Genomic DNA, 15,369 nt, shown 5'->3' with positions numbered 1-15,369 from the left:
GCAACGGCGACCACTTCCGTGGGCTTTCGAGCGGCACATGGGGGCATCCTTCTGGGCGGACGGCACGTCCCCACGCCCGAGCCGGTCTCGGGCAGTGGGGCGGGCGAGTCGATGACAACGAAACACTGCTGGGTTGTCGGGGGCACTGCAGCGCGCGTCGGCGTGGGTCATGTCGTTCATGGCAGTTCACCCCCTGCCTGTTTCATGGCTGACCCTGCCCGGGCGTGAGATATCGAAGGATCCCTCACCGATTGCAACCTACCTTACAATGTCCCATGCTTATGTATCGAGTGCCGGAGGGTTGCGGGCAGTTCCTACACCTAGGTGGATGTCCTTCGAATCTGCTGTCGGAGTGAAGTTCCCGCGCCGAGAACGGGGGCGACCGCTTGGGAGGCTGCGCGTCCGAGCGGACGTGGGATTCCCCTGATGTGATACTGGTGCAGGTCACTGTCGCTGACTTCGTGCTGTTCGGACTGCTTGGTTTCGCAGTCGGTGCCGATCGATCTGACCGCTGGTCAGCGCTTCTGGGCGGTGCCCGATGTGGAACAGTCCGGTGGTGTGCGGGCAGACGAATACTGCGAGGCCCTTCTCGCCGGGGTGTCTCCTGCGAACGGCTCTGGCATCCGCGCGGCTGTGATAGCCGCGGTGATGACACTGGCTGCAGAAGGTCCAGCGGGCGGCCGGGTTGTGGGCGCGGGAGGTCATACGGACCGTCCGATCTGCAGATTGAGCCAGTCGGACAGCCAGGTGATGGCGTTGCGGCCGGCGTTGTCGACGACCAGGGCGTTGTAGTTGGTGTGGGCGCCGGAGGTGAAAAAGCTCGCGGCTTTGAGCCCTTCGCCGACCAGGGCGGTCAGGTCCTCGGCCCCCTGCGACTGGGCCATGGTCGTCAACGAGCCGGTCAGCGCCGGCAGATCGAGATTCTGCGCCTGGGCGCTGATGCTGGTGGCCGCGTTCGAGGCTGTGCCGAGTAGTTCCGGCGGGGTCTTGGATGCCTTGCCGGAGAGCATGTTCACCGCCACCGAGGCCAGGTCGAGGCCAACGGGCAGCAGGCCGGCCATCGCGGCACCCGCACCGAGGGGGTCGGGTGCCTGCCCGGGAGGTGGCAGTAGTTTCTCCACCGCGGTCCAGGCGATTTCCTGGATCTGCCCGATGAGGGTGGCCAGCCGGATGACGTCGACGTTCGCGAGGATCGACGCCACCAGTGCGGCGATCTGGGTGTACCCGGTGGGGTCCGGGATGACCGACAGGATCTGTGACACCCAGCGCAGATCCACGGCCGCGGCCATTTTCACCAACGGCGCGAACTGGTTGTTCAGCTCCCCCGCCACCTGGTGCGATCCTCGGGCGTCGAGCGCGGCGACCTTCTGCGGCAACACCGTGAGGTTGCGGAGAATGCCGGGCACGTCGAGAGCTGTCACCCCGGTGGCGACGTTGAGGACCTGATCCACCACCGTGGCGGGTTTGAGCACCGCCAGCACGGTCGAGGCCGATGCGAGCGCATCGGCGGGAACCGAGGTCAGCGGGGCGACCTGGCCGCCGAGGGTGGTGGCTGCGGCCGACAGCTGCGCCGCGTCCCCCGAAGTTGCGGCCACGGTCGACGCCCCCGAATCGGCCAGTTTCCCCGCGGTGTCGGCGATCGTCATCACGGTACTGAGCGCGGCCGACAGATCGGATGCCCCGGCGTTGGAAAGCACCTGGGAGGCGTTGTATTCGGGGCTACCCGCCGGGGCTGCGGCGAGCGGTCCGGTGGCGGCGTGTGCGGCCCCGGAGTCGATCAGATCAGCCATCGGGGCGAGCGTCTTTGCGATGGACGATGCCGTCGCTGCAACACCGCCGACATCGACGTTCGGCTCGGAGAGCTGCTGCCCGAGGGCGGCGACACCCCGGCCCAGCGCGGGCAGGTCGGCACCGGAGAAATCCGAGGTCAGCGCGGTGGCCAGCCGAGCGTTTCCGTCGACGTTGCTGTCGCCATTCCTGCTGGGGGTCTTGGACAGAATCGATCCGAGCGAGCCTAGTAGAGGGTTGTCGCCCTTCTGGATCGAGCAGTACAGGTCCCCGGGATCGCAGATGGAAGCAACCCGGCCAGCGAGCTTGCCCATTCCCTGGGGGCGTGGATCAGCGATCCCTTCGCCGGAGGTGCGCGGGCCCACAATCGCCGACCCCTTGGTGCCGGCGCCGGGGTCGGCGAGCAGGCCGACTGCCAGGACACGATCAGCGGGCACCGGCCCGTGGTCGTTGCCGATCCCAGATGCAAGGTCTCCTGCTGCATCGGCGCCCTGGGAGTAGCCGGTAATCGTGAACTTCGTATTTTTGCACCTGCTCGCGACGTCGGTGAGTACGGCCTTGGACTTGCTGAGGGCGTCAACCTTGCTGTCGGCGTATGTGTGTCCGTTGTCGAACGCTCGCGACATATAGGGCAGAACATAAATCTCGGCCTGCTTACCGTTCTCCCGTTCGATGGCCTCAGCGACCGGCGCCAGCATCCCAACAGGCCGGCCGGGGTCGGCGTTCTCTGATGTCTCCCAGGTACCGGGGATGAGCAAATTGAACGTCGCCGCACAGCTGGTGGGGTCAGCGTGCGCGATAGCGGGGGCGGTCAATGCGGCGCAACCGCCGGCGACGGTCGCGCACGCAACGAGAGCGACCACGCTGCGGGCTCTCGAACGTCTTGCGGGCATTGGCACCTCATCTGTAGGGACGAGCTTTGAAGCTCACCCCTCGATGCGGCCCCGGGATGCCACACGCAGCCTCCGAAGAACACACACCACTGAGGTGAGGTGCATACGGTGACCGAATTCGGCAGCCAGATTCAACGGGGTATGTGGATAACCCTCAGTCGCACGTCGCCTGCCGCCCGACCCTCCGCGCAACTCCTGTGTCTTCCCCGCGGTATGACCTGCGGAAACGGCACGTCCCCTTCAGATCAGATCCAGTCGATGTGGACGGAGTCGATGTGGTCGAAGTGGAATCCGAACTGGTCGCTGTACGTGTCGAAGCCCTTGTTTTCGGGGTAGTCGAGGGTGGCGTGCCGCTCGAGCAACGCGACGACGCGGGCGTGATCGTCGTTGGCCAGTGCGGCGGCGAGTTCGCGGGACTCTTCACTTGTGAACGGGGTGTCGGAGTTCGCGAAGTCCAGGGTGCGGATGCGGTAGTCGTAGCCCTCGTCGGCGCCGTTGCGGACCATGACGCCGCCCTTGACGCGGATGACCGCCTTTTTGGGTGTTCCGTCCGGCCGCAACACGCCGGCACGTTTCATGATGTCCTCGGCTTTGACGTTGCGGAGTTTCTTGCTGGCGTCGGCGCGCAGCTCGTTCGTTTCACCGGACCGGTATCGGGAGACCGCGGAGCGGGATCGGCCGATCTTGGCGGCCACAGCGTCGATGCCGCCGAGGCGTTCGATCGCGGCACGGCGTTGCGCACGCTCGAGAACATCCGGGTGGGGGATGCGGCCTTGTTGCGCCCACCGGCGCAACGTGCGAGCGGACGGCGGTGTGCGGCCGGCATCGATCGCGGCCTGCCGCAGGCCCTCGTTGCCGAGTTCCTTACGCAACTGTTTCACCGAGACCTTGCTGGTTAAACCCGCGAGTCCCCCGCTTTTGACCTGCTTCGACTTCTCCACACCGCTGGTCGCGGCGCTGGCGACGGAAACCTTGAGGCCATCGAGACCGACCGCCTGCTGCGGCGGCTTCGTGGTGCGGGGCTTGGGAAGATGCAGGGCCATCAGTCCTCGTCGTCCTCGGCGAATGCCGCTTTGATCGCCAGTTTCACATCGTGCACGTCCTGCGCCGACGCCAGGTCAAACAGAAGCGTGTCGGTGAGCAGTGTGTCCTTCTCCACCGACATCTTCCCCAAAGCGTCGCTCGGGTCGGCGATGTCCTCACCGCCAGCGAGCAGGTACACCCAGGAGTCGGTGACGGTGCGGACCGGCCAGTGGCCGTGCTCGCGGGCGATCCGCATCGCCACCCGCCGGCCGCGCCACCGGCAGTGCGCGATGATCGCCGCACGCCACAGCGGTTGGTGGTGGTGTTGCATCTGCTTGGCAGTCCACATGTCCGGGTTGACCATCCGCCCGATGTAGCCCTTGTAGCAGGAGCCGATGAAACTCTTCATTGCGGCGTCCTCGGTGTCAACAGCGCTCTTGCGGGCCTCGCGGAGGATCTTCGCCCACTTGTCCAGTACGCGGCCCTGCTGCGGATAGACCCAGGCCTCGGTCATGTCCAAGTCGTCGAGATCCGCGCCGATCCCCCCATCCGCGACCGGTGAGCACAACCCATCGAGGCTGACCGAGGTCACCCACGTCTGCACCGGCTGATCCGCCCGCATGTGCGGGTGCGGGGGTGGCAGCTTCTCGGGCAGCGACAACGTTTGCCCCGCGGGCAGGGTGATCCGCCACAGCCCGAACGGGGCACCCTTGTCCCCCACCGCCGCCGCGGCCGCCGCACCGGTCAGATGTGTGGGTTGCCCGTACCCGAATTCGAGCATCCCGGCCGACGCCAGGTAGGCGGCCCGTTGGTCGATGGACACCAACCGGCGTACACCGTCGAGATCCTCCGCGTCGGGCACGCGGACCCAGCCGACCGCGGGTTCGAGCTCCTTGCGGGGAGCACCATCGAGCGGTGGTACCGGGCCGGCGGTCGCCACCACAATGCCCTTCCCCGATCGGGTGCGTTCGCGCTTGATCTTGTCGAGGATCGCGGCGCCGGTTCGGGCCGGTGTCGGCCCGGGCAGTACGCCGAGGTGTTTCGCGGACCACGCCAACCGTCGACCCAACTCGCGGGCGGCGGGCAGGTCGTCGTCGGGGAGATACGTTCCGGCGGTGGGTGAGCCGAGAATGCCCATCTCACCGACCCGGTTGTTCCAGCCGAAGTCCTTGTTCCAGTACGTCCACACGTACGGCTCGATGACCACATCGACCATGGAGGTGAACTTGCCGATGCTGCGGGACAGGTGCACCACGTGTCCCGGATCGCCGCGCAACTCCCACCCAGCGCTGAGCATCGGGGTGAGGGTGGCCTGCAGGACCGCAGTCAGCTCGGACGCGGCGCGGGTGCGCAGTGCCTCCATGTCGTCGAAGTCCTCTTCGTTGCCCGGGTCGATCACCCACCCCAGTGCCTCGCACGCGCCCTGTCCGACGATCCACACCTGCGGTGGCGCACCCAACGGCTTCAAGGAAGCCCAGCGAACCAGTTTGTCGAGCTTCTCCACCGAATCGACCGGACCGGTCAACTCCCGCCCAGACGGCGTATACGTCCCCGCGGCGGTCACGATCAGAGCATGCTCATCCGCCTCGACACCCACCGGCAGGCTCTCCCACGGCGGCGGGTTGGTTGCGTCACGATCATCCTCGGCAGGTTGCGCGGTTGAGATTTCTTCGGCGCCGTCCGACTGTTCGTCGGAGATGGATTCGGAGGGAACAACATCTTCGTCCACTTCTGAAGTGGCGTCATCGAATTCGAACAGCGCGTACTGGTCCTCACCCGTCATCGATCGCCCTCCCCGGTTCATCTATTCGACGATCTCGCCGTTGGAGTCGATGTTGGGAACGCCGTGGCGCGCGAAGAGTTCCTGCAGCGCGACATCAACGACATTGGTGACCGTGTACTCGTAGTGCTTGGTGAACCACTTCAGGCGCCGAGCAGTGCTCGCCGGCACGCGAGTATTCAGGGCCTCCTTGTCCTCTCGCGATAGGGGCTCCAGCGTGGCGGCAACAGGAGGTGTCGTCGCCTTCCCGCCCGGAGGGGAGTCTTGGGTGGCAGGCGACAGCACGGGTGGCATGTACGCGCCCTCGGGCCTCTGAGAACCACGGGGATTGGGCATCGAGAGTTGTCCTTTCCGCGTTGAGGTGTACCGACCAGGCCACTGAGTCATCGGTCTCGGTTACCACGGCGAGCAACTACTGCTCGTGGCCATCAACCTACGTGCTTGCATTCTTGCTCGCAACCATGCGAGCAAGAGTGCAAGCAGACTGCGGACAGCCAGCCCTTCGCAGTTGGTCGGCGGTTACCCGAGGGCAGTCCAGTGCCATTTCGCATCGGTGACGGGCGAGGTGGCGGTCGGACCAGATTCACTTCTGAATTCAGGTCAGGTCGCTGGTAGTAGCACCGGTGTGCGACGGGATGGGTGCATGTACGGCGGCGCAACCCCATCTACCCTTTCCCACCCACACGGACCTTTTCCCCGTCGTGCAGGCAGACAGCAGGGATAGTGCGGCCGAGGCTGCCGTCCGGATGCAGGTGCGCGAACGCCCACGAATCGGCGGCTGGGTGTTCGATGAGCTCCCAGGACAAGACGTGGCCGTGCCCGCTGCCGCACTTCTTCCCGATCGAGATGATGGGTTCGAGCAGTGCGGCGACTGCAGCCGGGTCGCCGACCGCACGCCACACCAAGGTGCGGCACACCGTGAGCGGGAGCGGCATCACCCGGGAGCGGTAGCGTCCCTGCCGTTCGGACACCTGCGACGGCAACTCGACCGCCATCTGACTCAGGGCCTGTTGGTCGGGGCGGGCGGACCAGTACTGCACGTGCGGGCCTGGCACCTCGTCCTCCGGGTAGGCAAATGTCGCTGCCCAATGCCACCGGTCGGCGCCGTCGGGGCAGCGGGCCAGCGGCAGTCCAGATCCTCCGGAACGGTATCGATACGGTAGGGCGGATAGTCGGTGCCCGCATCCCTGGAAACAGCCTTCATGTTCTCGCGGATCTCCGAGGCGAGGAGGCCGTCGAGGCTGGTTCCCCACGGCACCGCGTGTGCGACGCCGGCGGCCATTTTGGCCCGGATGACGAGCGGCACCATCCCGGCAGCGGCGTGGAGGGTCATGCGGGGAGCGAGACAGGGTTTCCAGGGCCTCATCACGCCGGGAGGCGACGATCTCCCGCCAATCGACCACCGGGCCACCTCCGGCGGGGGGCGGCAAGTGCGGTGGCGATCTGGCCGTGCCAGCTCCCCGTGCGCCCGCCGAGCCATCCGGTGCGGGTGAACTCGGCCAGGACGTCGGCGGTGAAGGCGTGGTCGAGGTCAGAGCCTCGGTTCACCGCGTGCGTCATCTGGCGACCAAACCGTCAACAACGTTCACGTGCGGGTCACCATGCACGCCGGATAGCCGTCACCGTTCCGAAAGGTCTCGCGGACCGAAACCGCCGCGGTGTTGGCCGAGCTCCAATCTGTCGCCGAAAATGCAGCGGCCCAGCCGCTCTCGTGGACATCGGTCGATTAACGCCTCGGCTGTCGCGGCCTCAATCGTCGACCACATCGTGGGGTTGATCGGCGATGCTCCACCGGCGATCGTGCCGGTAGCAGGGCCTGGATCTCCTGCGCTCTCACAGACAGATCCGAGTCTCGGTCAGCGGATCAGGCCATCCGCTTCTTGTATGCCTCCTGCGAAGGGCGTCGGCTGTGTGTGGCCGTAACGCCGAGAGCGCTTTGCAGATCGTCATTCTTTGCATTCACCCGGTTGGTCATTCTGATCTTCGTCGCGCGACCGAGGGTCAGCCTGGGCCGAAGAACGTGAGGATGCCGTTGCTGCGACCACCGCGCGTTCCTTCTGCGTGTAGCTGAGAGCGATCGAGTTGCGAGAGCACGAAAGTGATTGGTCTGCAAAAACGTTCGTGGACGTGGCTTTGAACTGCAGAAGCCACTCGGCCTACAGGCGGTCAGCTGTCAATTGGTTCACCATGCTCGGCTGGGTTCCGGATGCGCGACGAGCCGTCTGTGAGCGCCCAAGAAATCGTGTGTGGCGTACGACACACTCTTGGGATCGGCGGTTTCGGCATCATACGATCTGGATTGCACCGGCTGACCCGATGTGCAGGCCGCTGGTGTCGCAACACCGTGAGTTGAATCCTGTTCAGCCAGTACGGTTCGCGCTGCTTGACCGATCCTCGACTGCCGGTGTCGCGGCCCCGCCGTCCGCCAGCTCCGGCGGGGTTCCGCGTGGTTCGACTTCGAAGCGGCTCGATTCGGCCACGATGCGACACGGTGACGCCAACGAGCCCATCCGCATCCGATGCATGAACTCTGGCAACGTCCAAAGCTACAGCCTCACGGTGATCGGCGGGTGTGGAGCATGGGTTCTTCGTCGTCGAATTTCATTGCAGTAGAAGTGTTTTGGATCGTTCTCAACGCGACTACCTCAGCGCGCACTTGGTCGATCATATATAATCGCCGACCAGACGGACACGTAAATCTTCATTCGCGCGACTCGTGACCTGCCCGATTTCCGTCTGCAAGGGCTAGGGTCGTCGCCCCGACATGCAATTTGCTCACGAAGGCCCGGCAATTGCCTCAGTCCCCGACAGTCTCTTACTTGGTCGCACACGTGGTCCACCATCTGCACGTTCATAACGAAGCGGGAAGTGTCGGACCCGTATTGAACATCTCAACCAGACTGGCTTTCTCACGACGTTGCGCATCCACCCGCACCTTCGGGTGATGCACGGTGCATCACGTGACGTTCGGGTGATGCACGGTGCATCACCCGAAGGCAGTTCCGAGGAAGTTGCGAAGGTCCCCGTGCAGTAGGCGTAGAGCTCTGCATCGAGCCGTTCCGGTACACCGCCGAGAAACTCGATACGTTTGTGGAATACATGCCGACGCTACGTGCCCTCCGTAAGATCTTTGGGCGTTCGCTCGACACCCGGTCAATCCTGCAATCTGGCGAGGAAGGCGGGCTGCGTTTCCTGCCCGACACCATTCTCCAAAACCGCGGATGCTTACCCGGATCCGGCTCACCTCACACCGAAGCAGTTCTGCACCCAGCATCGAGTGCCCCGGATGGCGCAGGCCGGTCGGGCACCGCCCCCAACCGGCCTCATTTCCGACGGAGGCGGGCCACACAGGTAGTGGATCACTGACGGCCGCTCCAACAGAACTCGGGCATTTCCCACGAATTCCACACCATGCAGCCAACGTCCGTACCCGGCCGGCTCGCTCGGAGCACCATAACGATGACACGGGCCGCATCCGGTTCCGGCGAAAACGGTTAGCATTCTTCGCCGCCCATTACGGCGAGGCACGAGCGACGTTGACTGAAACTAAGCCAGCTACCGAGCATCCGGCCTCGCAGCGCTGATCGAGCCGAAGTCGAGCACCCCGTCGGTCAATGGAATGTCCAGGCTTGGAGCATAAGGAAGGCGTGACCACACGCTGAGGCGTATCCAACCGACGACGCGTGTTCAGTGACCTCATGGTCCCTGCTCCGTCGAAACGGTCGTCACCCCCTCGCGAAATCACGGCAACTCACCAATCCATCGCATCGGAGTCGCAACACTACGACGCCCTGAGGATGGACCCAACTCAGGTGATGCACCGTGCATCACCTAAGGCGTACACCACCCCGGCCCGGGTCAGGTCGATCCACCTGATCGACGCGAAGTCCACACGTACCCGTGATGCACGGTGCATCACCGCAGTGGAGTTGCGGTCAGGCCAGCTCATCGTCTGCTTGACCGATACGCGCGCGGGTTTGTTGTCGAGCCCTCGGTGATGCACGGTGCATTACCGAGGGCGTGACACAACCGGTTCCAAGCCGCAAGTGGATGCGACGGCGAAAGGTCTCGGCACCGGGCGAGGTGGGCTGGGCACCCCACCGGTGATGCACGGTGCATCACCGCGGTGAAGTCGCGGTCGCGCTGGCTCGTCGCCTGCTCGACCGATGCGCGCCAGTCCGTTCGTTGTCGGTGCTTCGGTGATGCACGGTGCATCACCTGACCTCCGGGTGATGCACCGTGCATCATCATCTATTCCCCATTGGGACCAAGACCGGTGCACCAACATTCGCTGCGGCGCGCAATTCGTCGCAGAGAAGGGGTCGGCGTCACTATCTTCGGCCTCCAGCAGGCCTAAATGCTGAACTGACCAAAGATGCAACCCGTCGAGATCTGGATGTTGACGAAGTTGCGCGAGTAGTGGCGCGAGTAACGAATCCGGGACTGCCCAACCGCCTTTGACGACGCGATCACGTCTTCGTATCGCCTCCAACCGCACCGCCCCAGCTACTGTTGCGTATCGTTCCGTCAGCTAGCGGGCTCCCGCCCGAAGCGATAGTCGGCCGGTCACCGACAATCCCGACAACTTCCTGTGCCGCCAGATTGCATGTCTCACAATTTGCCGTCGGTCGGGGGGGTGAATACATTCTTGTCCACGCGAGTTCCCCGTCTCTTGACTGGATAATTCGGCGGACGACTGAATCGTGAGGTATCGAACTTGCGTCGTGCATTTGTGCGCGGGTCGCCAGTGATCATTTCGCAGATACTCGTTGCCCCGGCCCAGGCCGACGAGGACCCGACGAGCCCAACCACCTTGACGGCAATGCTTGCTGCGTGAAGTGCAATCCGCGTCTCTGGCGTTGGGGGCTCAACAGTATTGGGCACGAGACATCGCGGATGGTTCGCTCGTCTAAATAGTAGCCGTCCCGGTATAAGTCAGGATCGCGTAGACCTGAACGTCAAGATGGTCGAGAGCCGAACCCGCGTCGATCATGATGACCATGAGATGGCCGCGGCTCACATGGTTGAGAGGCCGGCAAAGATTCTCGGTGAGTTGCGGCGTTCATCGTGCGCATTTCCACTACTTCGTCCCAAGTGGGTCTGTGTAGCGCGTCGGCAGAAGGCAAATTGGGATGTCGGTGTCACCCGCCTGATTGAAGGTCGTCGAGGCGAGGTGACTCTTTTCGATGGCGCCACAGAATTCAACTCGTGCGAGGAACCCTTGGCAGTCGGGCTGTGATTCGTCCCAACGATTCCACGTCTCGCTCAAATTGCTTTCTCTCTATTTCGCTGACACGCCGATAACGGATGGGCCAGAAGTCCTGCAAAGAGGTCGAATTTGCGGATATTGCGACGTCAGAGATTCGTCTATGGGGAGGGTCGGTGACATCCGTGGTGGGAAGGTGTTGTGAGCGGCTCTCGATCTCTTGTTGTCGCGAAGCAGTGTAATTGTACGTAAATCGCTGTACCACACAGATTTTGATTCATCACGTGACGTTTCTTGGGTGGTGTGATTGCCTACGGCCGCACCGCAAGATTTGATCAGATATTTCTTCAGTAGGCAGGGTGGCGATCGCATACGATTCGGAGCCAGATTCACGCCTGGAGGAGGTTCCGACGCGTCATTTTCGAGTTTTATTTAACTCGGCGTGTCGCTGCGCGGTTTAGTTAAACCCAAAGAGCAGGATTTAAGGCATGACAACTCGGAAAAGTCGGGGCGGGCGCCCAGCCCGCGACGTCGCCGTTCGCCATATCGGGGTTGAGTTCCCCGCGGAGATCGCCGACCGGATTCTCGCACCGGTTGACGATGGTCGTGTGAAGACAATCACCGATCGAATGATCGCGCTTGTTCAGCTGGCACTCGAGAACGAGCCAGCGATTCCGGCGCAAGCCAGACAGGAAGAGTTGCCAATGACGGGCTGATCAGAGCCCAAAAAAGGCGAAACCCCCCTTCGCTCGCCAGCTCCGGGGGTTCCGCTCGTCGTACAAACCGCCACGCAAGGGAGGAGGTCTGCCTTCTATGAGTATAGGACGCGCGATTCGTCGTGCGCACGCGACACGACGTGATATCGGTGTCCGCAACGTCTCATCTCAGCGCCAACGTGACAATTCCGTGTACGCAGACCTAATGTCGCCGGCCCTTCCGGCGTTCACGCATGCCGTGAGGGGGTGTCGATTCCACTAGCGAAAACGTCGGTGGGTCCCACCGTTTCCGGATGAGACCCACCGCCCATATTTGGCCGTTCCAACACGACCGCTCCTGTGATTGGCAGTCCCGCGAGCAGTCGTGTCGATACCGTGCGCTCTTGTCAGGGTAAGCCATGTCCTGCTGGTGATGCCAGCGACTCACGGCAACAACCTGGTTAAGGGCGCGTGAAAGGCGCGTCATGCACCCCAATTCTGCGGCTCAAGCGGCCGCATTTTCCGTCGACGCTGTTCAGATCACCCCTGTTGGCGAGGTTTCTACGACCAACGACCCAGAATGGGACGCTCTCGTCTCGGCCGCTGTCGAGCGGGTCAATGAAATCGAGCGACTCAACGCAGAGAGCGAGCAGCGTGGCCGGTCCTGGTCGTTACCCGTCGATCCCGGCCGACAAGCCTCAACACCAGCATGGACCGGACGAACTGCCTGGCAGCTCCAGGTCCGCAATGTGTTGAACTCCACCACCGGACGTGACGTTTGCCGGCGATTCAAGGTGAGCACAGAGTTTGTCTTCGCCGTGGCCGTAACCATGGCCTCGTTCGCAGAGCGGTCGACGGGCCGGCGCGTATGCGCCGCGCGGGACACGATCGCCCACCGCAGCGGAGTCAGCGTGTCAGTTGTAAAACGCGCGAGAAGGGCACTTCAGACACTTTCTGTCGCCCGCGAGATGGTACGAGGGAGGTACCTGAGAGCTGACGAATCGTATGCTGCTGAATCTCATCACGGGCGGATTCAACGTCGTGCGGCGTCAGTTTGGGCGCTGACATCACCGAAATCCCTGGTCATAGCCGCTGGACGCGCGGGGAAAAAGCTCTCCAAGAAGGTCCGACGCTCAAAGAATGCGGCTCGCTCGAGTTATCCCCAATTGCTCGCTCGTGGCCCCCTATCCCCTTCCAGGGGATTTAAGTTGTTATCTCTTGTTAGAGAGTTATCACCAAAACGCGCGCAAGCGCGCGCGGGCCAGCAATCTAAGATTGCTAAGTCCCTGGCACAGCAACCTCGACCGATCGGCCTGCAGCGCACAGCCGCAGAGCTGCTCGTTCATGCACCAGCATTCGAATCGGCTGGGCACATTGGGGCAATCTGCGAAGTCCTTGCGAGTGCCGGCGTTGATGGGAATCGCTGGTCCGGGCGTGACATCGCCGCTGAGCTCACGCGCGATACCCAACAGCGGGGCTGGATTTGGCCGCAACATATCGAGAGGCCTGTTGGATACCTCCGGTGGCGGTTGACTCAGATCGATTGGTCCCGTCCCTCACCATCTGAGATGGCCCAAAAAGCGGCCCAGGAAGCCCGTCAGCGCATCGCTGACCGCGACGCGCGTCTCGGTTGCCGTGATCACGTCGTGGCGACTCCTGGGCACCGTGAGCGGTGCAAACAAGCCCTTAATTCGAAGCTGTTTGAGCGTCGAAAGGCTGATGCGCATACCTGAACACTGATGATCGACTTAGGCAGAGGCCGATGGCCAGTTCTGGGGCAGCCAATTCGCGAAGGGTCCTGGGTGCAGGTACATGCGCTGCGTAGGCGATGGTTTAGGGCGTCATGGTCCCTCAGCGAATGGCGATCGCTGTGGCCGAGCGTGATTTTGCAGTCCAAGTGCATGGGCCCACTCTTGCATCTGCGCGTCAGAGCTTGGCGCCGGGCGCAACCGTCGCCGGGCCGGTGGCCGGTTTGTATTGCCGTGTCTAGTTGCGTCCTTGGTCCATCGTTCGTCTAACCGGGTCAAGTCCCGGGGCGTGGTGTACGAAGGTTGTTGTGTGCCTACTCGTTGGTGAGCAAGGCAGTCAAGGCCGGTGTCACCTCCTCGTGAACTCGCTGGTGCTGTCGGTGGGATGTCGCTGCGGGAGCGGGCCAGCGCGTTCAGGCTGAGATAGCGGCGCTCTTCGATCCACTCGTCGTGTTATTCGGCGAGGACCGCTCCGACGAGCCGAATCCGGGCGGTGCGGTCGGGGAAGATTTCAACCACATCGGTTGTCCGGCGGAGTTCCTTATGGAGGTCCTCCTGCGGATTGTTCGTCCAGATCTGCTCGGGGAATCCGGTGAACGTGCCAACAGGTCCGGCCGGCGTCGAGGTGATCGGCGACCTTCGGCAGCTTCTCGGCGGCGGCACCTCGGTCACAAAGCGCTCGGCAGGGTAGCGCCGATCGCAACCACCGGGACGGCGTGCGCGTCGGAGGTCACCAATCGCACCCCGGGACAAGCCGCGGGCGACCAGGGACCGGCAGAACGCCAGCCGCCCGGCCCCGTCCTCGGGCTAGGTCACATCCACGACCAGGGTATGCACGTTGACCACCCGCTCGTTCTCCCGCACCGTGAGCACCAGTGCGTCGGCGGCGACAAACGTGTTAAGCCCGCCATCGAGTGGCTGGCTGCGGAACGCCTCGACCTGGGTGTCGAGGTCCTCGGCCATGACCGATACCTGCGACTTCGACAGCGAGGTGGTGCCCAGCGTGTCGACGAGCCGCTCCGTCCGCCGGGTGGAGACGCCGAGCAGGTAGCAAGTGACAATCACGGTGGCCTGTGCCTTTCGGCGCTCTTGCGGCGCCGCAGCAACCAGATGCTCCGGGAAGTACGAACCGGATCGCAGCTTGAGGATCGCTACTCGAGGGTGTCGAAGCCGTGGTGCAGGTAGCCGTTCCCGCTGTTGCCGCGCTCGTCGGAGCGTTGTTCCGTAGTCGGCGCCGCACCGTGCGTCGGCCTCATCAGGATGTGGATGAACCGTCAGTAGCTAGTGCAGCAGGTCGGGGGTTGCGCCGGCGAGTTGGTCCGTCCGGATCTGCTGGAGGTCGATATCGTGGGCCCATGCACCTGGCTACGACCGGCCGGTCAGACGCGGAACCGATCGGTCTGCGGCCGACGAGCGCGGTGGCGGACACAGACCGCCGTCTTGACCCAAGTCACGTGCACCCGTAAACGTTTCGTCCCATGACCTACCCGGAGTTTTGCGGTGGCGTCGAGACGCGTCGGCTGGCACTCCCGAGCCGGACTTTCAACCGGTGAGTGGATGCATAAGCCGGCCGGTACCCGGTCAAATCGCTAGAAAAATCAACGGCCTCAGTCATGTTCGATTGCCATCCTGCGATCCTGGACTAGCGGTTGACGGCGCTGGATGTGCGACGGCTGGGCGAGTCGACTGGAACTCGCTCAAGCCCTCGGATTTGTGGTCTCAAGCCCTGGAGCCGACCGCATCGGGGTGATGCACCGTGCATCACCCCGATGGATTGATCAGACGAGGTCGGGGGTGATCAGGCGGAGATGGAGGGGACGTTGACTGAAGGGATCACCCAACTTCCCGTCGGGTTGGTCTAGCGGGAAGGCTGACCCGTGCGCCAGGGTGCTTCACCGCTCGACGGATCACGAGACGTTTGCACGCAGTATTAGAAATTTGGCCTCGCCTGTTGGATTGTGACAGGCGAGGCGGGTCGCCGCGTCATGATGGTTGGCGCTCAGTCCGAGCGTTCGGGACAGAAACGAATTCGACTGGGCGGCAGACCGTGATCCACAACCTGATCGCCATATCTTACCCAGGGCCGGGTAGGGAAGGTGTACTGAGCACTCCATAAAGCCCCGGCCAGATGGACAGCATTCGGTCAGTCAGCGGCACATTGGACGAAGGCGGTCGTGGGGGGTGGGCCGGGGCGGCCCCCCCCCCACCCCCATCCCCCCCGCCCCCGGCGGGGGCG

The 15,369-nt window shown here is 63.5% G+C and carries 9 protein-coding genes and 1 pseudogene; 1 reads left to right on the top strand and 9 read right to left on the bottom strand.

Annotated features, from left to right (window positions below; translation table 11 throughout):
* Positions 1-701 precede the first annotated feature (701 nt).
* The 7 genes from QM841_RS37950 to QM841_RS37925 form a co-directional block, all read right to left on the bottom strand.
* Positions 702-2,681 carry a cutinase family protein gene (locus QM841_RS37950; RefSeq protein ID WP_283335967.1) on the bottom strand — a complete coding sequence of 660 codons (1,980 nt, stop codon included), beginning with the start codon at positions 2,679-2,681 and terminating at the stop codon, positions 702-704.
* A gap of 245 nt (positions 2,682-2,926) precedes the next feature.
* Positions 2,927-3,724 (bottom strand): hypothetical protein, encoded by a 798-nt coding sequence (locus tag QM841_RS37945; RefSeq protein ID WP_005245085.1) that lies wholly within the window; start codon positions 3,722-3,724, stop codon positions 2,927-2,929.
* Positions 3,724-5,487, bottom strand: a complete 1,764-nt coding sequence (locus QM841_RS37940; RefSeq protein ID WP_283335965.1) for a hypothetical protein — start codon at positions 5,485-5,487, stop codon at positions 3,724-3,726. The genes QM841_RS37945 and QM841_RS37940 overlap by 1 nt, the downstream gene beginning before the upstream one ends.
* Before the next feature lie 21 nt (positions 5,488-5,508).
* Positions 5,509-5,778 carry a hypothetical protein gene (locus tag QM841_RS37935; RefSeq protein ID WP_283335964.1) on the bottom strand — a complete coding sequence of 90 codons (270 nt, stop codon included), beginning with the start codon at positions 5,776-5,778 and terminating at the stop codon, positions 5,509-5,511.
* A 371-nt stretch (positions 5,779-6,149) separates the two neighbouring features.
* Entirely contained in the window at positions 6,150-6,524 is a 375-nt protein-coding gene (locus QM841_RS43630; RefSeq protein ID WP_502943314.1) for a hypothetical protein, read from the bottom strand.
* Positions 6,485-6,817: a hypothetical protein gene (locus tag QM841_RS43625; RefSeq protein ID WP_502943313.1), complete on the bottom strand. Its 333-nt coding sequence runs from the start codon at positions 6,815-6,817 to the stop codon at positions 6,485-6,487. Before QM841_RS43625 ends, QM841_RS43630 begins: the two co-directional genes overlap by 40 nt.
* 32 nt (positions 6,818-6,849) lie before the next feature.
* A complete protein-coding gene (locus QM841_RS37925; RefSeq protein WP_283335963.1) occupies positions 6,850-7,032 on the bottom strand; it encodes a hypothetical protein in 183 nt (60 codons plus the stop codon).
* A gap of 4,146 nt (positions 7,033-11,178) precedes the next feature.
* Here QM841_RS37925 and QM841_RS37920 point away from each other — a divergent pair.
* Entirely contained in the window at positions 11,179-11,406 is a 228-nt protein-coding gene (locus QM841_RS37920) for a hypothetical protein (RefSeq protein WP_005262432.1), read from the top strand.
* Between the two features lie 1,535 nt (positions 11,407-12,941).
* On the opposite strand, the gene QM841_RS37915 is transcribed toward QM841_RS37920, so the two are convergent.
* Both QM841_RS37915 and QM841_RS37910 read right to left on the bottom strand, forming a co-directional pair.
* A complete protein-coding gene (locus QM841_RS37915) occupies positions 12,942-13,112 on the bottom strand; it encodes a hypothetical protein (protein WP_166680784.1) in 171 nt (56 codons plus the stop codon).
* Between the two features lie 335 nt (positions 13,113-13,447).
* Positions 13,448-14,477, bottom strand: a pseudogene (locus tag QM841_RS37910) (transposase).
* Between the last annotated feature and the right edge of the window lie 892 nt (positions 14,478-15,369).

The organism is Rhodococcus sp. IEGM 1307, assembly GCF_030056915.1.
Taxonomy (GTDB): Bacteria; Actinomycetota; Actinomycetes; order Mycobacteriales; family Mycobacteriaceae; genus Rhodococcus_F; species Rhodococcus_F opacus_D.
The sequence above is the reverse complement of the archived record's forward strand: the minus strand, read 5'-3'. Positions and strand labels throughout refer to the sequence as shown.

What these genes read in the sequence shown, in the direction of transcription:
- QM841_RS37950 (WP_283335967.1), bottom strand. Translation starts at nt 2,681, where the DNA reads ATGCCCGCAAGACGTTCGAGAGCCCGCAGCGTGGTCGCTCTCGTTGCG.
- QM841_RS37945 (WP_005245085.1), bottom strand. Translation starts at nt 3,724, where the DNA reads ATGGCCCTGCATCTTCCCAAGCCCCGCACCACGAAGCCGCCGCAGCAG.
- QM841_RS37940 (WP_283335965.1), bottom strand. Translation starts at nt 5,487, where the DNA reads ATGACGGGTGAGGACCAGTACGCGCTGTTCGAATTCGATGACGCCACT.
- QM841_RS37935 (WP_283335964.1), bottom strand. Translation starts at nt 5,778, where the DNA reads ATGCCACCCGTGCTGTCGCCTGCCACCCAAGACTCCCCTCCGGGCGGG.
- QM841_RS43625 (WP_502943313.1), bottom strand. Translation starts at nt 6,817, where the DNA reads ATGACCCTCCACGCCGCTGCCGGGATGGTGCCGCTCGTCATCCGGGCC.
- QM841_RS37920 (WP_005262432.1), top strand. Translation starts at nt 11,179, where the DNA reads ATGACAACTCGGAAAAGTCGGGGCGGGCGCCCAGCCCGCGACGTCGCC.
- QM841_RS37915 (WP_166680784.1), bottom strand. Translation starts at nt 13,112, where the DNA reads ATGCGCATCAGCCTTTCGACGCTCAAACAGCTTCGAATTAAGGGCTTG.